We start from the raw sequence: 19,776 nt of genomic DNA on the forward strand, positions 1-19,776 counted from the left end.
CCGGTTTCGTACTGATAACGGATGGAGTTATGCAGCGTTACGACAGAACCGATATCGTCCGTTTCGCCGGAGAGACCATCGTCCCACCAGGAGTAGAAGAGACCAGCGCGGAAGCCCGCGACGTCGAGGTAAGCGGAGTCGAGGATCGTTTCCTGGCTGGATGCGTTGTCGGCATTGGCCTGGAGAACGATAACGCCGGTGAGCGGACCGTACTCGGTGTCGCTCTTAGCCGTGAACTGAACCTGACCACGGGTTACAGCATCCCAGCTCGAATCGTTGGTGGCAGGAGTGCCGCCAGCGTTCGGGCCAACGTTAACCTGGAAACGAATGTAGCCTTCGATCTTCAGGCAGGTTTCCGTGCCCGGGATGTAGAAGTAGCCAGTGCCGTAAGCGTCGCAGACGCGAACGTACTCAACCGGCTCCGGCTCGGCAGCAACGATTGCGTCTGCTGCAAGTACCGGGGTCGATGCAGCAAATGCTGCTGCCGACGCAAGCAATACCATCTTGATGTTCATTGTAGAATTCCACTCCTTTGTCGATCGGGGCTTTACCCTGTCTCCGAAGATCCAAAGCCGACCCGTTTGAACAGCCTCACGGCGTGCGGATCGATCGAACCGCCGAACGTTCATCCCACAGACATCTGAGTGTAGCAATTCGTGAAGGGCGCCAACTCACAGCCGGAGCATGCTTTCTGCGCCAAGCGTGGTTTTTATACAACAATTTCAAGGGGGTAAATAGTTAACGCAGAAATGCCGCCGCGGTAGCTATGGGCTATCGCAAGCGGCAAAAATAATCCTCCCAAAGCGCCGCGAAAAGGGAGCAGAGCTCAAACGCTTTTTGCGATGCAGCCAAACACTAGCGCCGGCTAACGACTATATAAAGGTCGGAGATTAGGACATAGTGTCCTGAAATCGAACCTAATGGTGCAGATAACGACCATTAGTCGATTTGAAGCCCACTTTTCGTTGCGAAAACAACCGAAAGCAAGGGTTTTGGCGCCGCTCAAGCGTTTCGCCAACCGCACAAAAAATCGTGTACAGCGCGATACTACACTGCACGGACATTATAATAAGTGCTCCAGATGCCCCCGGACCACCTCCTGAACCTGCTCCCGTGCCTCCCAACGGCTGAGCTGATTCATGACCTGCGTGAATTCGCATGGTTCCATGACAGGAAGATTACAATTTGGAAAGGTTTCGCGCTGCCGTCAAGTGGCTCCCGCTTCGGGATCACTGTCAGAAGTCACTGATGAACTCCTGATTCTCGCTGTGCAGCCTGTCTCCCGAGGAGCTTGTGCCTCCTCGCCGGGTGGGCGCGATTCGCTCGCGCCTGCCTTAAATCATATGCGCCGTCGCGAAGCGCCTGCCTTGCTCAGTCCTCGTTGGACTTCGCGTTTTCCAGAAGCATGTAGTCGAGCGGCAGTTGCGTCGAATACTTGATCTGCTCCATCGCGAAGGCCGAGGAGACGTCGCGAATCTCGATCTTGGCGATCATTCGCTTGTAGAAGGCGTCATAGGCAGCGATATCGGGCACGACGACGCGCAGCAGATAATCCACGTCGCCGCTCATGCGGTAGAATTCGACCACTTCGGGGAATTCCGCCACGACCTCGGAGAAGCGGCGCAGCCATTCGATGGAATGGGTCGCCGTGCGGATCGACACGAAGACCGTAACCTTGGTGTTGACCTTTTCCGGATCGAGAATCGCCACCCGGCGCTTGATGACGCCGTCTTCCTCCATTTTCTGGATACGCCTCCAGCACGGCGTCGTCGAAAGCCCGACCTTCTTGGCGAGGTCGGCCACGGCGAGCGTCGAATCTTCCTGGAGCAGGCGCAGTATCTTTCGGTCGAGGCGATCCATACGAAAACAAGTCCCTTTCGAATTATTTTCTTTGTATAGCGCGATTCCGGCCGACGAAAAGAATTTTGTTTCAGAATGCCAGCATTTTGATTCGCCGGCGAAGCTCGGGAAGCAGTTCCTCTTCAAACCATGGATGGCGCTTGATCCAGCCCGTATTGCGCCAGCTTGGATGCGGCAGAGGAAGAATCAAAGGCTTTCCCGGCGCGGCGAGGCTGTCACGCCAGGCCCGCACCGTCTCGGTCATGTTCTCGCGTCTGAAAGCGCCCATATGCCAGGTCTGCGCATAACCGCCGACGGCAAGCACCAGTTCGATCTGCGGCATGGCCGAGAGCACGCGATCCTGCCAGACCGGCGCGCATTCGCGCCGCGGCGGCAGGTCGCTGCCTGCAGTATCATAACCCGGAAAACAGAAACCCATCGGCACGATCGCGAATCGATCCCGGTCGTAGAAGGTCGGCCGATCCACCTCCAGCCATTGCCGCAACCGGTCACCGGAGGCATCGTCGAATGGCAGTCCGCTTTCATGCACGCGCAGCCCAGGCGCCTGGCCCGCGATCAGCACACGGGCGCGGGTCGAAAGCACGGCAACCGGACGCGACTCGTGCGGCAGCCGGTCCTCGATCCCGCGCAGCGGCGCGTCGCGACAGATCCGGCAGGCAGCGATCTCGGCCCGCAGTCCGTCCAATTGCTCCTCGTTCAATGCACTCTTGATTACCATCCCGTCCATCCGCCGATCAGCCGCCGGAGCCCGGAACTCTCATGCCGGGCCTGATCCCTGACATCGCGTGGCATCTCGAAATGACCGGCCCAGAGCCCAAGCTTTTGGCCCCTCGCCTTACCTTCCTCCTGCTGATAACCGCCATAGGAAACCGCCATCCCGCTAGCAACCATGCGTGCATTGATATTGCCAGTCTTGTTGCGGCAGGTGACAAGCAGCCTGTCGTAGCGATCGCGCTCGTTTCCGCCGCATTGGGTGGCCTCGTCAGAAACCAGTTGCTGCAGCGCATGTTGCGCCTGCCTGCCACAGGCCCAGTCCTGCCCCTGCCGCTCGCAAGTCTGCGACAGTTCCGGCGCGTCGATGCCATCAAGCCGCATGCGCTCGCCATCGAGAACGAGGCTGTCGCCGTCGGCGGCGCGAAAGGCGCCCTGGTGCCGGATGTCGGGCCTATCGTTTAGCTTGGCCGCGATTAATGCAACGAGAACAAGAAAAGCCAGAGCGGTTGCACCGTCCCGGGTCAAGACCAGAAGCCGTGCCACGCTTTTGCCTCCTTGAAAAACAAACCCTTGGCAAAGATGGCAAACATCTTCTTAAGAATTTCCGGTTAAGCTCTTATTCATCTGTGGGACAAGTTTCAACGTGCACATGAGTACCGGCGTCAGCACATCAACCGACAAGATCATTGTCGACAAATCGCGCGGCCACCGCAACAAGGCGGTTTCCAAGGCCGTCCGGCAGACGCGCGAACGCTTGCAGTCCGGCCATGCCTCCAGCTCCGCCTTTGATCGCGACGTGCTGCAGATGTATGTTGCAGCTGCCCTGCAGGGCGCGGCGATCATGCCGCCCTTCGTCATTATCGTTGCAGCACTCGGCACCTATTTCGCCGAGGATGCGAGCCTGTTCTTCTGGGCGTTGCTGACGCTGACTTGTCATGCTGCCAATATCCTCCTGGCCCGCCGTGCCAGAAAGCAGGAGATTACTGCCGATACGGTGCGCCGCTGGCGCAACCTGTTGCTGGCGGGCCAGTTCCTGATCGGTTGCTGCTGGGCGGTGTTCGCCTTGCAAGAGTGTTCGGCCTGCGAACCTTCGAGCTTCACGCTCTATAAGGGCGCTACACTCTTGATCGCGCTGTCGGTCGCGACCATGTCGAATTTCATGCTGACGCCCGCTGTGCTTGTCGGTTTTGCGCCTGCTGTCGTAGCGCTCGCGGCAAAAAGTGGCATTTCGCGCGATATTCTCGAACTTTGCCTGACCGGCGTCTTCACCACGACGGTCGTCTTCTTCAATTACATCAGCGACCGGCTCTTCCAGTCCAGCCTGAAGATTCTCTCCTTCCAGTCGGAAAAGGATGATCTGATTGCCGAACTGGAAGTGGCGAAATCCATGTCCGACGAGGCCCGCCGCCGTGCGGAGGAGGCAAACCTCGCCAAGTCGCGCTTCCTTGCCTCCATGTCGCATGAACTGCGCACGCCGCTGAATGCCATTCTCGGTTTCTCCGAGGTCATGTCGGCGGAAGTCATGGGGCCGCTCGCCAATCCGACCTACAAGGAATATGCCGGCGACATCCATCGCTCCGGCCAGCATCTGCTCGATTTGATCAACGAGATCCTCGACCTTTCCCGTATCGAAGCCGGCCGATACGAGCTCAGCGAAGAGGCGATCTCGCTGCTCGATATCACCGAAGACTGCATCGGCATGGTGCAACTTCGCGCCCGCGCCAAGAACATCACGATCCACGATCAGGTCGAGCGCCAGCTCCCGTCGATCTGGGCAGATGAGAAATCCATGCGCCAGGTCGTGCTCAATCTTCTTTCCAATGCCGTGAAATTCACGCCTCAAGGTGGAGAAATCAACGTCAAGGTCGGCTGGACTGCCGGCGGTGGTCAATACATCTCGATCAAGGATAACGGCCCCGGCATCCCCGAAGAAGAAATCCCGGTCGTGCTGTCGGCTTTCGGCCAGGGATCGATCGCCATAAAGAGCGCCGAACAGGGCACCGGCCTGGGCCTGCCGATTGTCCAGGCGATCCTTGCCAAGCATGACGGCCAGTTCATCCTGAAATCCAGGCTGCGCGAAGGCACCGAAGTCATCGCCATCCTGCCGGCCAAGCGCGTGCTGCAGAGCATCCCGGCCGTGGAAGAAGCGCAGCCCGTCACCAAGAAGCGCAAGAGCTTCGCCTAGTCATCTTATTCTTTTAGAAGAATAGATGCTTGATCACGACGAAGCCGAGATAGAGGCAGCAGGCGGCGATCATGCAGCTCACGGCAAAAGAGCCGAGATCCTTGGCATGTTTGCCAACGATGGAGATCTCGGGTGATATCCGGTCGATCACTTCCTCGACCGCTGTATTCATCGCCTCGATTGAAAAGAGTCCGAGGAACAGTACCGTCGTGATGACGAACTCTGTGGCATCCGCGCCGATCAGGAAAAGCAGGATCAGTGCCGCGACGAAAAAGCCGATCTCCTGCCGAAAAGCCGATTCCTTCAGAACCCGCTGCAAGCCGGCCAGTGAATAACCGGCCGCTGCCAGGAAATGGCGAAATCCTGTCTCCTTGGTCACCGCAGGTTTGGTCAACGGCCCCTCGTTTTCCCCGCGCCGATCCCCGAACCGGCGCTCTGTTTTTAAGCGAATACGCAGATACCGTGTCGCTGGCTCGCGTGCAAGCAATGTGCAAGCCGCCTTGACGGTTCCAGCCCTAGTGTTTTCCGGAGACACCGGCCTGGGCGAAGGTCGCCATGCCGGAATGGCAGGCGGCGGCCGCCTTGACGATGCCGGCGGCGAGGGCTGCTCCCGTACCTTCGCCGAGCCGCATGCCGAGCGCCAGAAGCGGCGTCTTGCCGAGCTGCTCGATGGCGCGCAGATGCCCCGGTTCGGCCGAGACATGGCCGATCAGGCAATGGTCGAGCGCCGACGGATTGGCCGCCCGGAGGATCGCGCCGGCCGCTGTCGCCGTATAACCGTCGATCAGCACCGGAATGCGCTCCATGCGCGCCGCAAGAATTGCACCTGCCATCGCTGCGATCTCGCGACCGCCGAGCCGGCGCATGATTTCCAGGGGATCGTCGAGGTGATCGCTGTGCAGCTCCACCGCACGCTCGACGGCATCGATCTTGCGTTCAAGCATCTCGCCTTCCGAGCCCGTTCCGGGGCCGACCCAGTCGCGTGCGGTGCCGCCGTAAAGCGCATAGTTGATCGCGGCCGCAATCGTCGTATTGCCGATACCCATTTCGCCAATGCAGAGCAGGTCGGTCCCGCCGGCGATCGCTTCCATGCCGAAGGCCATGGTGGCCGCACAGTCGCGCTCGGAAAGAGCGGCTTCCTCGGTGATGTCGCCGGTCGGATAATCGAGCGCCAGGTCGAAAACCTTGAGGCCGAGATCGTTGGCCACACAGATCTGGTTGATCGCCGCCCCGCCGGCTGCGAAATTCTCCACCATCTGCTGCGTCACCTCAGGCGGGAAAGGCGTGATGCCCTGCCGCACCACACCGTGATTGCCGGCAAAGATCGCCACCAGCGGCCGGTTGACGGCGGGCGCCCTGCCCGTCCAGGCCGCGAGCCAGAAGGCGATTTCTTCAAGTCGTCCAAGAGCGCCCGGCGGCTTCGTCAGTTGCGCGTCGCGTTCGCGGGCGGCGACCAGTGCACGGGCATCCGGTCCCGGCAGGTCGCGGATTAGGGCGCGAAAATCGTCGAACGGCAGGCCTGAAACGCTCATCTGGATGGCTTTCCTTGTATTCTTGTCTTTTCCCGGCAAATCGGGTTCTTTGCGTGGCGACTCTCTTAAAGCGACGGGCCAAGAGGAACAACCTCAAAAGCCGCAGCAAGACAAAGACGCCGGGAGAGACAGGGGACCGCAGGAATGATCCGGAAATGATAAAAGCCATCGTGGTCGATGCCGCGCGTGCCGTAGCTTTCCTGAGCCGTATTCCGATGCCGCCATGGCTCTTTGCCGGCTATGACGGCAAGCTTGGCCGGCTGGTGCGCGTCTTCCCGCTCGCCGGTCTCCTCATCGGTGCCTTGCCCGCGCTCGTCTTCCTGCTGATGCTGGCCTTCCGCGCCGACCGCCTGATGGCGGCGCTCGTCGCCCTCGCCGTGCTGACGATCCTCACCGGAGCGCTGCATGAAGACGGGCTTGCCGATACGGCCGACGGCATCGGCGGCGGCAAGTTGCGCGAGCAGAGCCTGATCATCATGAAGGACAGCCGCATCGGCAGCTATGGGGCGATCGCCCTGATCCTCTCCTTCGCTCTCCGGGCCTCCGCACTTGCCGCCATTGCCCGCGAGGCAGCACCCTTTGCTGCTGCCCTTGCCATTCCGGCCGTTGCCGCGCTCAGTCGCGGTGCAATTGCCTGGCACTGGCAGCGCCTTCCCGCTGCAAAGCCGGATGGCCTTGCAGCTTCGGCTGGCAGCCCCGTCGAGGCGACGATGCAGATCGCGCTCGTCGTGGCAGGCTTTATCACTGCCATGCTCGTCTGGCCCGCGCTCGGTCTGCTTCCCTTCGTCTCGGCTCTCCTCGCCGCCGGCCTCTCGACGCTTGTCTTCACCTGGTTTATCCGCCGCAGGCTCGGCGGCCATACCGGCGACACGCTCGGCGCCACCCAGCAGATTTGCGAGGTCGCAGCTTTCTGCGCCCTTGCCATGGCCCTCTGAAATCACGATATGACGCTCATGCGAACACCCTGCATCCGCATATGCTCCCTGGATCCTCTCACCGGTCTCTGCGCCGGATGTGGCCGCACAACGGATGAAATCGCCGGCTGGATGCGCTTTTCCGACGAGGAACGCGAAACCATCATGAACAGCCTGCCCGCCAGGCTCGCAGCACATGTTCCCGAATCGGCGAAACCTCTGGAGGCGACGGCCTGATGCGCCTCATCATCCTGCTTGCCGTCATCGGCATCGGCCTTGCCGTCCTGCTCTTCAACAGTGATCAGACTCGTATTTTTGGACTGGCAAGCGACGATTTCGGCCGCTTCGTCTACCTGCTGCCGATCGCCCTGATGCTGGCTGCCGGTATCTTGGGCAGCCGTCGAAACATAGGCCAGACCATGCGGCAGTTGATGATCTGGCTGGTCATCATCCTGGCGCTCGCCACTGCCTATCTCTACCGGCAGGATGCGCTCGGTGTCGGCAACCGCCTGCTTGCCGGCCTCGTGCCCGGGCGTGCTGTCGTCGTCACAACGAGCGAAGGCGGGCAGGAAGTCATCGTGCATAAGATGCTGAACGGCCATTTCGAGGCCGAGGTTTCCGTCAACGGTCAGTCCGTGCCGATGCTGGTCGATACCGGCGCCAGCATGGTGGCGCTCTCGCACGCCGATGCGTTGCGCATCGGCATCGATCCGAAGCAGCTCACCTACTCCATGACCGTCATGACTGCCAACGGCCGCGCTCGCGCCGCGCCCATCACCCTCGATCAGGTGGCGATCGGCCCCATCGTGCGTCACAACGTTGCCGCCACTGTCGCCGAAGATGGCAGGCTCGACCAGAGCCTGCTCGGCATGAGTTTCCTCGAAACGCTGGGCTCCCTGCAGATGCAGACGGATGAGCTGAGGATGCGGGACTAGCGGTCAATGGTGGCCATGATCCAGTCCGCATAACGGTTCCCGGATATCGTCCCGGTCACCAGTGCTGCATCGAGCCTCCGCATCTCCTCAGCGTCCAGGCGGATAGAGGCAGCAGCAACATTCTCTTCCAGATAGGATCTGCGCTTGGTGCCGGGAATCGGCACGATATCGTCGCCCTTGTGCAGCAGCCAGGCGAGCGCGATCTGACCGGGCTTCACGCCCTTGTTCGCGGCTATGTCGAAGACGATCTGCGCCGCCTGCATGTTGGAATCGTAGTTTGCGCCCTGATATCGCGGGTCGATCCGCCGCGTATCGCCTTCCGGATAGTCCTCGGCCCGCTTCACGCCACCGGCGAGGAAACCGCGTCCCAGAGGGCAGAACGGTACAAGACCGATCCCAAGCTCGCGCAGAACCGGAATGATCTCAGGTTCCAGGTTCCGCTCCCAGAGCGAATATTCGCTCTGCAGCGCAGAAACAGGATGGACGGCATGGGCGCGACGAAGATTGGCGATACCGACCTCCGAAAGCCCGAAGAAGCGCACCTTGCCTGCAATGACCAGATCCCTGACCGTGCCGGCCACGTCCTCGATCGGGACGCTCCTGTCGAGGCGGTGCTGGTAAAGCAGGTCAATATGATCGGTCTGCAGCCGGCTGAGGCAACCCTCGACAACCCGGATGATGTTCTCCGGCCTGCTATCTGTGCCGACGATCCTGTCACCGTCGAAGCGTGAGCCGAATTTGGTCGCGATCACCACCTTTTCCCGCCGATCCCTGAACGCCTTGCCAAGTAGAGCCTCGTTCTTGAATGGGCCGTAATTCTCGGCCGTGTCGAAGAAATCGCAACCCAGCTCGATGGCGCGGTGCAGGGTCGCGATCGATTCCGCCTCGTCGGCTGGCCCGTAGGACTGGCTCATGCCCATACAACCGAGGCCGATTGCTCCGACTTCCAGTCCCTGACTGCCAAGTTTTCGTCTGCTCAATGTCATGAAGCTTCTCTCTGTCCAACACCGCCAGTCCGGCGGCATGGATCAAAGTTAGAACTGTCAGGTCGGATTATGAATGCTTGAACGTGTGGAATACTTGCGCGATAGTGCGAGAATGCCTTCCGATCCCTTCTCCGATATCCTGAAATTCACCAATGCCGAAACGCTTGTCACGGGTGGGTTCACGGCTGGAGGTCCCTGGGCAATCCGGTTTCCGGTGCCGAAGACGATCAAGTTCTTTGCCGTGGTTAAAGGCAGCTGCTGGGTTGATATCGATGGTGAGCCGAAGCCGATGCTGTTCGAAGCCGGCGATGTCGGCCTTCTTTCGGCGCGGCGCTCCTTCGTGCTGTCGAGCGCACTTGATGTTCCCGCGGTCGATGCGATGAGCCTGTTTTCAGGTGCCGGCCGCTCGACCGCGCAGCTTGGCGATGGCGACGACTTTGCCCATATCGGCGGCCATGTGCTGCTCGATCCCGTCAGCGGCCGCTTGCTGGCCGATGTTCTGCCGCCTTGGATACACATCGGCGCAGCGTCCCGGCAGGCTTCGACTATCAGATGGATTCTCGACCAGCTCGTCAACGAGCGGGCTTCCGCAGAGCCTGGCGCTCGTCTTGCCTGCGAGCAACTTGCCCAGCTTCTCTTCATCCAGATCCTTCGCGCCCATCTGAAAACGGCGGCGCTCATGCCTCCCGGCTGGCTACGCGCGTTGTCGCATCCCCGCCTCGCACCCGCACTGCGCCTCATGCATGGTGACCCGACCCGTTCCTGGCATCTGGATGAGCTTGCCAGTGCCTGCGCCATGTCGCGCACGACCTTTGCTTTTCATTTCCGCACGATCTCGGGTGCGGCCCCTCTGACCTATCTCGCAGGATGGCGTATGCATCTTGCCGAACGGGCGCTCAGGGAGGAAACCACCCCTGTCGCCGTTATCGCCCGCTCGCTCGGCTATACGTCCGAGAGTGCCTTCAGCAATGCCTTCAAGCGCATGACGGGTAGCTCGCCGAGGGCCTGTCGCGATGCTGCGCGTTCACAGTCCGGCTTAAACCGGACCAATAGAGAGGCTGAGGAGATAACGAGCCTTTGAGACGCGGACCGAAGGCCGCACCCGCCTTGCGGCATCGGCCGTCCCGCCCTAATCTCAGTCCATCCCGCCAATGAGGTCTCTCCGCAATGTCCACCACAATCGCATTGTTCGGTGCCGGCGCCATGGGCAGTGCCGTCGGCCGCCGCCTCGCCGAGTCAGGCGCGAGCGTCATCACGTTTCTGGAGGGCCGCACTGAAGCCACAGTCGAGCGCGCCCGAGCCGCTGGCCTCATCGCCGCTCCGCTTTCGGCATTCGCCGAGGCCGATATCATCCTCTCCATCGTTCCCCCGGCAGAAGCGCAGAAGGTCGCGGCTCTCATCGCTCCGGTGCTGCGCGACAGCGGCAAAAAGCCATCCTTTGTCGATCTCAATGCCATCAGCCCGAAGACCATGGAAAAGCTGGCCGCAGGCCTCGCTTCCTCTGGCGCCAAGGTTATCGACGGCTCGATCATCGGCGGCCCGCCGGTTCCCGGTAAGGCCGGCCCGGTCGTCTGCCTCAGCGGTGATCTCGCCGGCGAACCCGATCTCCTCTCCCGCTTCGGCCTGAAGATCCGCCGCGTGAAAGGCCCCGTTGGAGCCGCCTCCGCGTTGAAGATGTGTTACGCCGGCATCAACAAAGGCATCACCGGGCTCTCCGCCGCCATGCTGCTTGCGGCCGGACGCTCTGGTGCCAGCGACGCATTGAAGGTGGAACTGGCCGAAAGCCAGAGCGAGCATCTGAAGCGGTTGCGCCAGTCCATTCCGGACATGTTTCCGAAGGCCTATCGCTGGGTGGCGGAAATGGAAGAGATTGCCGAGTTCCTGGGCGAAGACGATCCCGCCGCCCTCATCTTCAAAGGCATGGCCGGCGTCTTCCAGACAATCGCCGATGACCGCACCGGCAGCCGGGAACTGATCGCCACCCTCGAGCGGATGCTCGAAGACGGGCATTAATCTGGTCACAGGCCCCGCACGAAGTCGATGATCGCGCGGCTGACGATCTCCGGCCGCTCCTGCGGCAGCCAGTGGCCGGCGCCGGGAACGAACTGCGTCGCCCTGAGGTCGGGCGCGAGCTGCGGCATCGCGCCGATAATTTCCCGCATTCCGGGGATGGCAAGGCCCGTATCGCGTTCGCCGGCTATGAACAGCGCGGGGATCTCGATCTTCAGCCCCGCAAAAGCCTTCTGCAATTCCCAGTTCCGGTCGAGGTTGCGATAGTAGTTCAGGCCGCCGCGAAAGCCCGATGCCTTGAATGCGTCGACGAAAGTATCGAGATCGGATTTCGGAAGCCAGGCGGGAAGTGTATCGCATTCCGGCAGATCGGCGAGCAATCCGGAAGCGCGCGAGACCATGCCGAAGGGATTGGGCGTTCCGTCGCCCGGCAGCCGCGGGCCTGCTTCGCCGCTGGCAGAGCCATAGATCTTGCGAAGCGTGACCTCCACATTCCGCTCGAACTCGGCCTCGGCCAATCCCGGCTGCTGGAAGTAGAGCACATACAGCAGATGATCTGCCGTTGCCGGAAAGATCTTCGTAGGCGGTATCGGCGGCTGACCCATGAGAGGCACGCTCATCGCGACAACACCCCGGAACCTGTCCGGACGCATCAGCGCGGCTTGCCAGGCAACTGTTGAACCCCAGTCATTGCCAACGATGACAGCCTGTTCCGCACCAAGCGCATCGACAAGCGCCACCATGTCGGCCACGAGATCGACGACCGTATAGGCGCCGGCCTCATCAGGGCTTTCCGTTCGACCATAACCGCGCATGTCGGGCGCCACGGCATGGAAGCCCGCCCCTGCAAGTGCGGTGATCTGATGACGCCATGCATGCGATGTCTCGGGAAACCCGTGGCACAGCAGTACCAGCGGCCCCTCGCCCGCTTCGGCAATGTTCATCCTCAAGGTTGCTGTTTCGATCATGCGCTGCTGCATCGCTGCCTCCTCGACAATAGGCCCGTCGCCCTCGGAAAAATCGCATCCGGGCGACATCGAATCTTTAATTCCGTATCTTTTTACGTTACAGAAAATGGGAGTCAATAGACCGTAACACTATTTGTTACGCTATGGAGAGGCGCAGATGCGGCAAGACGGAAGACTGGCGCGAATGATCCATGTTCTCGTCCATATGGGATTGCTGGGCGGCAGGGAAACGAGCGAGCGCATCGCCCAGATGCTCAACACCAACCCTGTCGTCGTCCGCCGCACCATGGCCTCGCTGCGCCAATACGGCATCGTCGAATCGGAGGGCGGCCGCGGTGGCGGCTGGTCGCTGACAAGGCCGTTGGCAGAGATTACCATTCTGGATGTGCAACGCGCCCTGCAGGGCGAGACGATCCTTGATGCGCCGCTCTCCAACGATCACCCGTCCTGCCCCGTCGAGCGCGCCGCAAATGGCAAGCTGCAGCGCGCCTTCGAAAGTGCCGAACAGACGCTTGAGCGGGAATTCCAGAAGGTGACACTGGCGGAAATCGGCGACATCGCCATGGCTACCGCCCAGGCAGAAAAGCGGGCGTGACACTCATCCGGCCGCTTGCTCACGGCGCGTGAATCTGCCAACTTTCAGCAAAACAACAAGACCACAAAGAACAAGAAGAAACTCCTAGTCTGGTGGCACCACATCCCGATCGCCTTCCCTGAAGGTCTCAGCGTGTCCGGTGCGACAGGAGTTACATCATGACTGGATTCTGGCCCTTGTTCGTCGGCGGCGTGGTCCCCGCCATTCTCTGGGGCATCACCGCTGTTTTCCAGAAGCAGAGCGCCGTATCGGGCGTCGGCTCTTCGGCTTATCTCATCGCCTTCGGCCTGACGCTCGCTGTAGCGGGCGGGATCTCCGCCCTGATCTGGCGCCCCGCGCCCTGGACGGCAGAAGGCATCGGCTTTGCCGCCATCGCCGGCCTCTGTTTCGCCCTCGGCACCGGCCTCATCAGCTTCGCGCTCTTTGCCTACGGCGTACCGGTCTCCAAACTCGCGCCGATCTGGAGCTGCAACGTCCTGGTGACGCTCGCCGTCGGCGCGGTGTTTCTGGGAGAGGCTGCTGAGGTTGATATCATCAAACTCTCTGCCGGCACCCTGCTTATCATCGGCGGCGCTATCCTTGTCAGCAAGGCCTGACGCCTGCCTTACCGGCAGCCGTAGCTGCGGGTAACGACGGTCATCACCAGATCGTCGCCCTCAGCACTGCGGACGCCCGGATTCTCCTGCAGGAAGTGGCACAGCATTTCGCCGATAATGATGGGTGTCGTGCCCGGCGGCAGGCAGATATTCCACCCGACCGAATGGCCGAGACGGGTTATACTGACCATCGCCTGCGGATCCCCGGCCGCATCCGCGAACGAACGCCGCGCAAGAAACTCATCCCGGTTCCATTTGTCGAGCCAGCCGGAAACATAGCCGATGACGAACTGCCGCGAACCGCCACAATCCGAAAAGAGAAGGTCGCCGCTGGCATACTCCATCGGCGCCTTGGCCGAGACAGTCGCCAACAGGGTTGCAATGAGAATGCCCGGCATCTGATCCCCCGCCCGCATATCGATGCCGGAAACTCCAGCCCGAACATGTCGGAATTAAGCTGGAACTGTTACCGATCCATGACGTCGGAAAAGATGGTAAATGCCCGAACCGGAACGGAAATTTCTTCTTAACCGGGGTAAATAGCCTTCAATGCCCCTTGCCGTGCAGCAGCACGTCAAAGACCATCTGCTTGAATGTCTCGAGCGGGGCTCCGCTACGGTCCGCGCGCATGCGCAGAAGCGCCCCTTCCCAACTGTTCAGGATGAAATCGGCAAGTGCTCCGGCCGGCAGTTCGCCAGAGAGTGTGCCGTCTGTCTGCGCTTCGGACAGACATGCCGCAATCACCTCGCTCCAGCGGCCGAAATGCGCTGCCACATGCTGGCGGATCAACTCGCTGTGGTCCACCGTCTCGGCACTGAAATTGCCGAGCACGCATCCCTGCGTATGACCTCTCAAGGCAAAGGACGCGGTGCGATCGTCGAAAAAGGCCTTGAGGCGGCGAAGCGGCGGTTTGTCGTGATCGGCAAGGAAACTCGTGAGCCGGGCAAGCGCCTGCTCGGAGTAGCGATCGGAAACCTCCGCCCCGAAGGCCTCCTTGCTCTCGAAGTAATTGTAGAAAGAGCCCTTCGGTACCTTGATGTCGTCGACGATCTTCTGGATCCCGGTCGCGGCAAACCCATGAGCATGGATCTCCTTCAGACCTGCCTCGATAAGCTTCTCCCGCATGTGCATGTTCGGCTTGGGGCCGCGTCGAGCCGGCGTGTCTGCGTCCATTTTTCCCTCTTGAACAATTATAGACGACCGGTCATATATTTATTGTTTCGCAGCAAAAAATCAAGCTCGATCCCTCGCCCTGCCGCCAAAACTCAACTGTTCAAGGAATTACCGCCATGACCTCGAACCCCACCCCCAGCCTGCGCTACGATGTCCTGACAATCCGCCGCCCAGGCCTCAGCCGCGATGTGCCGGCTGGCGATCCCGCGCTTCGATGGGTCGCCAATTCCGCCACGCTGATCTCGGGCGAACGTGATGCCGTGCTCGTCGACACTTTCCTGACCGAACCGCAGACAAAGACGCTCGCCGACTGGGTGGAGGCGAGCGGCAAGCACCTGAAGGCGATCTACATCACCCACGGCCATGGCGACCATTTCTTCGGCATCGGCGCTCTGCTGAAGCGCTTCCCCGATGCGAAGGCTTATGCGGTCTCAGATGTGGTGGAGGCGATGCGCCGCCAGAGCGAACCCGACATGCTCGACGGTTTCTGGCGCAAACTCTTCCCCGGCGAGATCGCCGAGACCATGGCCGTCGCGGATGTGCTTGAAGCACCCGACCTGGAACTCGAAGGCCACAAGCTGATCCCGATCGATGCGGGCCATACCGACATGTCGCACTCGACCGCCCTGCACGTTCCCTCGATCGGGCTCATCGTCGGCGGCGACGTCGTTTATAACGGCATTCACTGTTACCTCGGCGAAACCACGCGCGAGAGCAGGCAACATTGGATCGAAACGCTGGACCGGCTGAAAGAGCTGAAGCYGAAGGCCGTCGTCGCCGGCCACAAGATCCCCGAAAATGACGACAACCCCGATATCATCGACCAGACGCAGCAATACTTGCGTGATTTCAACAGGCTTGAACTGGAAACGACGACAGCGCGGGAACTGTTCGACGCCATGCTGACGCTCCATCCCAACCGTGCTAATCCCGGCTCGCTCTGGGGCGCTGCCAAGGTCACCAAGGGCGCCTGACTTTCACGCCGCATCAGAGCGTGACGAGATCCGCGTGCCCGAACCCTTTGGAATAATCAAGCACCGAGATCACCTTCGGCATGACACGGAAGATGCAGATCTGATCCCGCGTCGGCATGGCGACCGCCAGATCCTGCTGGACGGGATATTTCTCCGGCATCATGCGGAGCACCCTGTCGGCCTCGTCAGGGTCTTCCACCTTCTCGGCAAAGGCCGCCATCGACAGGCCGGTGATCTGCATCAGCTGGGCTACATCCGGGTTGATCGTCAGCGACAACCTTTTGTCCCGCGCCAGATTGGCGGCTTTCTGGCTGTCCGGGCTGCAGAGAAAATAGAGCGTCAGCCCGTCATTGACGTAGCCCACCGTCGTCGTCTGCGGCCAGCCGTCTGGCCGGAGCGTCGCAACGCTCATGATCCGTTGCCCATCCAGGATCGCCTGGATCGTCTTCCTGATCGCCTCGTCCATGGCTCGCTCCGTTCAGTTTGCTGGCTGAAGCATGGTTTGCTGCTCGGCATTCCGCATTGATCCGTATCAAGGCGAATATCGATCTGGATTAATTCCAAATATTCCGTATTATTACAAAAATGATCAGGATAGAGAATAATACGGACCATGTCGGAAGAGTTCTACACCGCTGAACAGGCGGCCGAGCGGCTGAAACTGCACCCGAAGACCGTGCTGCGGCTCATCCGCGAAGAGCGCTTGCGCGCCACGCGCATCGGCAAATCCTACCGCATTCTGCGCTCCGACCTCGAATCCTTCGCCGGTGTCAGCAACAGCGCCCCGGCCCTGCAGGCCGAGGTCTATGTCACCAGCATCGTCGAAGTGCCCGATCTCTCCGCCGACATGTCGAGCCGCCTGACGGTGCTGATGCAGGCCATGCTGATATCGCGGCATCGCCGTCCGCACGCCCTGCAGTTCAACGCCGTCTATGACGCGGAACGGCAACTGCAGAAATTCATTCTGATCGGTACACCGTCGGACACGGCGGAACTGTTGAACAGCCTGGACGCTTATCTGAAGGCGCTCCGCTGACCAGAAGGAAGACATTCCGTGAGCAACGATATCAAGCTTCTGCACGGCTTTCGCGTGCTCCTGCGCAATCCCGATGGCAAGCCGTTATCGGCTGAAAGCGGCATCAACGATCTGATCGGCCACGCACTCGGCGAATCCGTCGATTGGGTCGCGCTTCCGATACCCCGACTGCCGGAGGGTTTCCTGACGCTCCGCTCGGGCATTGCCGGTGCTGCGATCCAGAAATTCGTCAACTACCGGGTTCGTGTCGCCATCATCGGCAGGATCGACGCGGAGCTTGCCGCAAGCAACGCGCTGCAGAGCTTCGTTCTTGAAGCCAATCGCGGCACGACCTGCTGGTTTCTCGATACGATGGAAGAGTTCGATGCCAGACTTTCAGCCTTCAGCACGCCGGCATAAATCACTGATCTATCGGGATAATGCCGGCTGTCGCGGCAGACTCACGCAGCGGCATGTTCAGCCTGTCGGCCGTCCCACCATTTCAGCACCCTGAGCGCCCTGAGCGTTACCCAGCGGGAAGGCTCTCCCTCGCCGTCATCCATGACGAACCAGGCCCTGCCGGACACGCGCCAGTCGAGCGGCCAGCGACCATCTTCCAGTCGCCGCAGCCGGAGGTATTCAATTGCCTCTTTCAGCCGCATGTCGGGAGCAGCCCCTGTCTGCAGGCTTGAGGCGCGAAAGTAATCGAGCGCCCGCAACACATCGAAGCGCCAGCGGTTCGGATGCAGGAACTGCATGAATTTTTCGTCGACCGGTTCGCCGGTGCTGAGGCGCCGCATCAGGTGCCGCGCCAGCAGATAATCCTCGCCTGACCGTCTTGCCTCGCGTGCTTCCTCGGTGCCGCCGGTCGCCCGCTCATATTCCAGAAGTCCTTCCAGCACATTGATAGTCGTGTGGAAGGAGGAACGCATCGAGCCATTCGCCCGCTCGCAGTTCCAGCCGCCATCCGACTGTTGCTCGCCGAGCAATCTTCTCACGATCGGCGATATATCGACGCCGAAATAAGCGCCGTCGCCAACGGTGCGGCCATTGATGCATTCCTCCACCTCTCCTTCCCAGAAAGGCTGTCCGCCCTCGTCCCAGCGGCAATTGGCGCCGATGAGTGCGACAGTTCTCCTTGCGCTTTCGGAGCGCGGGTCGAGGCCGAATTCGCGAAGCTGCGTCAGCGAGAAATTCGTTGCCGTCCAGGGCTGGCCGGTTGCCTGCCATTCCTCGCGCGTGAAATCGCTGGGCAGGAAGGAACCGCCCGCCCATTGCCCATCTGTATCCTGAAAGGACAATAGCTTGGCGCCCCATCCCTCGCGCTCGACCTTCTGCCGTTCGGCGGACCAGACAGGTTCGGGCGCGTCCAGAAGATCGCGCAGCACCTGCCAGCGGATGGCGGGGTCGGAGGCGAGCAGCCAATCGATCACGGATGTCTCAGATGGCATCGGCAAGGCTCCCGTCGCTTGCGAAGACGGTCTTAAGTTTGGCCAAGCATGTGTCTGCCGTCAATATTGCGAGGCTCGACGCGAGGATTCCAGCCAACCGGAGACTCCCTCGGAGCAAGGCCACCTGATATAGGAGTGCCTATCCTTGCCACGGAGCGCACGGAGCTCGCGATGAACCCACGCCAACTGAAGACCTTCCTTGCCGTCGCAAAGCACGGCAATATCACCCGTGCCGCAAGCGAGGCCAATCTCGCCCAGTCGAGCCTCAGCGACCAGATGCAGGCGCTCGAAGAGGAATTGGGCGTCCCGCTTTTCGAGCGTTCCCGGCAGGGCGTGACCCTGACACCGGCCGGTGACGTGCTGAAATCCTATGCCGAAGAAATCCTTGCCCTGACCGATGAGGCGAAGACCGCAATCCGCGCAGCTGCCGGTCTTGAGAAACAGGCACTGACGATCGGTACGCTCGAAACCATCGCAGCGGAAAAGCTCGCCGCCTTCCTGTCGCGTTTTCGCGGGACGCATCCCGATATCAGCCTGACGCTGAAGATCGGTGGCAGCGGTGAATTGCAGCGGCGGCTGGAAGATGGCTCGATCGACATCGCCTTCACCTTCGACCGCGGAGAGCAGGATGGACGGTTCCAGACGCGCCTCGTCTCGCGCGAGCCGCTGACCCTGATAGCAGGCCGCAATACCCGGGCGATGCCGCCCGGAAACCTCGCTGACCTGAGCCGCCTGCCCTTCATCGCCACCGAAACCGGCTGCGTCTATCGCCGGCTCTTCGATACTGCCTTTGCCGAGGCAGATATTGCCGCACCTGATATCGTCACCCAGGCGGACAGCGTCCAGACGATCATCCGCCTCGTCGCATCCGGCGCCGGTTACGGTCTTGTCCCGCGTTTGGCCGTCACTTCGGCCGCCGAGAGCGGCGATGTCGTGGAACTGCCCTGGCCAGGTGATACCCCTGCTGCGTCGCTGATCATGCTGTGGCGGCGCAGGCGGGTGCAGCCGCCGGCGCTTTCTTCATTGATTGCCATGGCAAGCGAGGACCTGCGGCCGGTCAGACCAGCCGATGCCCGCCTTCGACATGCAGGATAGTGCCTGTCGCAAAGCCGTTGCCGATGAGGAAGCGGATCGCGTCGGCAATATCATCAGGCCGACCGACGCGACCCGCAGGCAGCCGCTTCGCCATGGCCTCCAGCGTTGCCTGCTTGGCATCGCCGGCAACGAAATTCCAGATCGGCGTATCCACCCAGCCCGGTGACACGGCGTTGACGCGCAGAGGCGCAAGTTCGACCGCTAGCGCCCGCACCAGTCCCTCCAGCGCCGCATTGACCGCCGCAACGACGGAACCGCGCGCCGCCGGCCGATAGGCGGCAACCCCCGACGTGAAGGTGATCGAGCCAGACGGCGGCAGACGGGGCGCTCCATATTTGGCAAGCAGCAGCGGCCCGTAGAACTTGCTCTCGACGACCCGCTGGGCCGCCGCAAGCTGCAGATCCGGCAGCAACTGATAGGCTCCCTCGATATCCGCCGCCGTGCTGACGATATGGTCGACCGGCCCGCAATCGCGGAAGAAGGCCACAATCTCCTCTTCACGGGTGAGATCGAGGGCCGCCGTGTTCAGAGCAGCAGGATCGCCGAGCGTCTGCCGCGCCGCATCAAGCCTCTCCGCACTGCGCCCGGCAATGGTCACCCGCGCCCTTTCGGCCAGCAGCCGTCGCGCCAGCGCCAGGCCCATGCCGGAACTGCCGCCCACGATGATGATCCCGGCGCCTTCCAAATTGATGTCAGTCATCTGCGTCTCCTTCTTGTCTGGAAGAGCAGATGCCGCGGGCCGGGCAGCAAGAAAAACGGAAGAAACCGATGGC

At 61.2% G+C, this 19,776-nt stretch carries 25 protein-coding genes; 12 read left to right on the top strand and 13 right to left on the bottom strand.

The window, feature by feature from the left end; translation table 11 throughout:
* The 4 genes from AC1DF8_RS29920 to AC1DF8_RS29935 form a co-directional block, all read right to left on the bottom strand.
* Positions 1-515: porin (locus AC1DF8_RS29920; protein WP_478156168.1), on the bottom strand; the 515-nt coding region annotated here is incomplete at its 3' end.
* 856 nt (positions 516-1,371) lie between these two features.
* On the bottom strand, positions 1,372-1,860 hold the full coding sequence (locus AC1DF8_RS29925) for an Lrp/AsnC family transcriptional regulator (RefSeq protein ID WP_007816294.1): 489 nt from the start codon (positions 1,858-1,860) through the stop codon (positions 1,372-1,374).
* 70 nt (positions 1,861-1,930) lie between these two features.
* Complete coding sequence (locus tag AC1DF8_RS29930; RefSeq protein WP_478156170.1) at positions 1,931-2,578, bottom strand: uracil-DNA glycosylase family protein; 648 nt, start codon at positions 2,576-2,578, stop codon at positions 1,931-1,933.
* Positions 2,572-3,117 (bottom strand): thermonuclease family protein, encoded by a 546-nt coding sequence (locus AC1DF8_RS29935; RefSeq protein ID WP_478156172.1) that lies wholly within the window; start codon positions 3,115-3,117, stop codon positions 2,572-2,574. The genes AC1DF8_RS29930 and AC1DF8_RS29935 overlap by 7 nt, the downstream gene beginning before the upstream one ends.
* 106 nt (positions 3,118-3,223) lie before the next feature.
* Between AC1DF8_RS29935 and AC1DF8_RS29940 the strand changes: the two genes are divergently transcribed.
* The gene (locus tag AC1DF8_RS29940; protein ID WP_113116895.1) at positions 3,224-4,759 is read left to right on the top strand and encodes a sensor histidine kinase; all 1,536 of its coding nucleotides are present in this window, start codon (positions 3,224-3,226) and stop codon (positions 4,757-4,759) included.
* Between the two features lie 13 nt (positions 4,760-4,772).
* Here the strand turns inward: AC1DF8_RS29940 and AC1DF8_RS29945 are convergent, their stop codons facing one another.
* Positions 4,773-5,153 carry a diacylglycerol kinase gene (locus tag AC1DF8_RS29945; RefSeq protein WP_478156174.1) on the bottom strand — a complete coding sequence of 127 codons (381 nt, stop codon included), beginning with the start codon at positions 5,151-5,153 and terminating at the stop codon, positions 4,773-4,775.
* A 121-nt stretch (positions 5,154-5,274) separates the two neighbouring features.
* Positions 5,275-6,291, bottom strand: coding sequence for a nicotinate-nucleotide--dimethylbenzimidazole phosphoribosyltransferase (gene cobT, locus AC1DF8_RS29950; RefSeq protein WP_112968315.1), 1,017 nt, complete (start codon positions 6,289-6,291; stop codon positions 5,275-5,277).
* A gap of 155 nt (positions 6,292-6,446) precedes the next feature.
* Between cobT and AC1DF8_RS29955 the strand changes: the two genes are divergently transcribed.
* Genes AC1DF8_RS29955 through AC1DF8_RS29965 form a run of 3 tightly spaced genes read left to right on the top strand, consistent with a single transcriptional unit; the run spans position 6,447 to position 8,140 of the window.
* Positions 6,447-7,226, top strand: a complete 780-nt coding sequence (locus AC1DF8_RS29955; RefSeq protein WP_478156176.1) for an adenosylcobinamide-GDP ribazoletransferase — start codon at positions 6,447-6,449, stop codon at positions 7,224-7,226.
* A gap of 18 nt (positions 7,227-7,244) precedes the next feature.
* Complete coding sequence (locus tag AC1DF8_RS29960; RefSeq protein ID WP_183879221.1) at positions 7,245-7,442, top strand: DUF1289 domain-containing protein; 198 nt, start codon at positions 7,245-7,247, stop codon at positions 7,440-7,442.
* On the top strand, positions 7,442-8,140 hold the full coding sequence (locus AC1DF8_RS29965) for a TIGR02281 family clan AA aspartic protease (RefSeq protein WP_478156178.1): 699 nt from the start codon (positions 7,442-7,444) through the stop codon (positions 8,138-8,140). The genes AC1DF8_RS29960 and AC1DF8_RS29965 overlap by 1 nt, the downstream gene beginning before the upstream one ends.
* Here AC1DF8_RS29965 and AC1DF8_RS29970 read toward each other — a convergent pair.
* Positions 8,137-9,126 (bottom strand): aldo/keto reductase, encoded by a 990-nt coding sequence (locus tag AC1DF8_RS29970; RefSeq protein ID WP_478156180.1) that lies wholly within the window; start codon positions 9,124-9,126, stop codon positions 8,137-8,139. The two genes, AC1DF8_RS29965 and AC1DF8_RS29970, sit on opposite strands and share 4 nt — an antisense overlap.
* Positions 9,127-9,238: 112 nt before the next feature.
* Between AC1DF8_RS29970 and AC1DF8_RS29975 the strand changes: the two genes are divergently transcribed.
* Both AC1DF8_RS29975 and AC1DF8_RS29980 read left to right on the top strand, forming a co-directional pair.
* A complete protein-coding gene (locus AC1DF8_RS29975; RefSeq protein ID WP_478156299.1) occupies positions 9,239-10,207 on the top strand; it encodes an AraC family transcriptional regulator in 969 nt (322 codons plus the stop codon).
* An 86-nt stretch (positions 10,208-10,293) separates the two neighbouring features.
* On the top strand, positions 10,294-11,139 hold the full coding sequence (locus tag AC1DF8_RS29980; RefSeq protein WP_478156182.1) for an NAD(P)-dependent oxidoreductase: 846 nt from the start codon (positions 10,294-10,296) through the stop codon (positions 11,137-11,139).
* A gap of 5 nt (positions 11,140-11,144) precedes the next feature.
* Here AC1DF8_RS29980 and AC1DF8_RS29985 read toward each other — a convergent pair whose 3' ends face one another.
* On the bottom strand, positions 11,145-12,116 hold the full coding sequence (locus AC1DF8_RS29985) for an alpha/beta fold hydrolase (protein WP_478156184.1): 972 nt from the start codon (positions 12,114-12,116) through the stop codon (positions 11,145-11,147).
* 145 nt (positions 12,117-12,261) lie between these two features.
* Here AC1DF8_RS29985 and AC1DF8_RS29990 point away from each other — a divergent pair, with 145 nt between their 5' ends.
* Both AC1DF8_RS29990 and AC1DF8_RS29995 read left to right on the top strand, forming a co-directional pair.
* Entirely contained in the window at positions 12,262-12,699 is a 438-nt protein-coding gene (locus AC1DF8_RS29990; RefSeq protein ID WP_112968321.1) for an Rrf2 family transcriptional regulator, read from the top strand.
* A 158-nt stretch (positions 12,700-12,857) separates the two neighbouring features.
* Positions 12,858-13,295 (top strand): hypothetical protein, encoded by a 438-nt coding sequence (locus AC1DF8_RS29995; RefSeq protein WP_478156186.1) that lies wholly within the window; start codon positions 12,858-12,860, stop codon positions 13,293-13,295.
* An 8-nt stretch (positions 13,296-13,303) separates the two neighbouring features.
* On the opposite strand, the gene AC1DF8_RS30000 is transcribed toward AC1DF8_RS29995, so the two are convergent.
* Both AC1DF8_RS30000 and AC1DF8_RS30005 read right to left on the bottom strand, forming a co-directional pair.
* Positions 13,304-13,693 carry a Rap1a/Tai family immunity protein gene (locus tag AC1DF8_RS30000; protein ID WP_112968323.1) on the bottom strand — a complete coding sequence of 130 codons (390 nt, stop codon included), beginning with the start codon at positions 13,691-13,693 and terminating at the stop codon, positions 13,304-13,306.
* A 148-nt stretch (positions 13,694-13,841) separates the two neighbouring features.
* Positions 13,842-14,468: a TetR/AcrR family transcriptional regulator gene (locus tag AC1DF8_RS30005; RefSeq protein WP_183846085.1), complete on the bottom strand. Its 627-nt coding sequence runs from the start codon at positions 14,466-14,468 to the stop codon at positions 13,842-13,844.
* A 116-nt stretch (positions 14,469-14,584) separates the two neighbouring features.
* Here AC1DF8_RS30005 and AC1DF8_RS30010 point away from each other — a divergent pair, with 116 nt between their 5' ends.
* Positions 14,585-15,442, top strand: a complete 858-nt coding sequence (locus AC1DF8_RS30010) for an MBL fold metallo-hydrolase (RefSeq protein ID WP_478156189.1) — start codon at positions 14,585-14,587, stop codon at positions 15,440-15,442.
* A 13-nt stretch (positions 15,443-15,455) separates the two neighbouring features.
* Here AC1DF8_RS30010 and AC1DF8_RS30015 read toward each other — a convergent pair whose 3' ends face one another.
* Positions 15,456-15,908, bottom strand: coding sequence for a pyridoxamine 5'-phosphate oxidase family protein (locus AC1DF8_RS30015; protein WP_113116903.1), 453 nt, complete (start codon positions 15,906-15,908; stop codon positions 15,456-15,458).
* Between the two features lie 147 nt (positions 15,909-16,055).
* Here AC1DF8_RS30015 and AC1DF8_RS30020 point away from each other — a divergent pair, with 147 nt between their 5' ends.
* Positions 16,056-16,478 carry a helix-turn-helix domain-containing protein gene (locus AC1DF8_RS30020; RefSeq protein ID WP_113116904.1) on the top strand — a complete coding sequence of 141 codons (423 nt, stop codon included), beginning with the start codon at positions 16,056-16,058 and terminating at the stop codon, positions 16,476-16,478.
* Between the two features lie 18 nt (positions 16,479-16,496).
* Positions 16,497-16,877 carry a DUF4180 domain-containing protein gene (locus AC1DF8_RS30025; RefSeq protein WP_183885017.1) on the top strand — a complete coding sequence of 127 codons (381 nt, stop codon included), beginning with the start codon at positions 16,497-16,499 and terminating at the stop codon, positions 16,875-16,877.
* Positions 16,878-16,918: 41 nt separating this feature from the next.
* On the opposite strand, the gene AC1DF8_RS30030 is transcribed toward AC1DF8_RS30025, so the two are convergent.
* Positions 16,919-17,908 (bottom strand): squalene cyclase, encoded by a 990-nt coding sequence (locus AC1DF8_RS30030; RefSeq protein WP_478156192.1) that lies wholly within the window; start codon positions 17,906-17,908, stop codon positions 16,919-16,921.
* Positions 17,909-18,079: 171 nt separating this feature from the next.
* Here AC1DF8_RS30030 and AC1DF8_RS30035 point away from each other — a divergent pair, with 171 nt between their 5' ends.
* Positions 18,080-19,003: a LysR family transcriptional regulator gene (locus AC1DF8_RS30035; protein ID WP_478156194.1), complete on the top strand. Its 924-nt coding sequence runs from the start codon at positions 18,080-18,082 to the stop codon at positions 19,001-19,003.
* On the opposite strand, the gene AC1DF8_RS30040 is transcribed toward AC1DF8_RS30035, so the two are convergent.
* Positions 18,966-19,703, bottom strand: a complete 738-nt coding sequence (locus AC1DF8_RS30040) for an SDR family oxidoreductase (protein WP_478156196.1) — start codon at positions 19,701-19,703, stop codon at positions 18,966-18,968. The genes AC1DF8_RS30035 and AC1DF8_RS30040 overlap by 38 nt on opposite strands.
* Between the last annotated feature and the right edge of the window lie 73 nt (positions 19,704-19,776).

Source organism: Rhizobium sp. 05N49 (genome assembly GCF_056396805.1).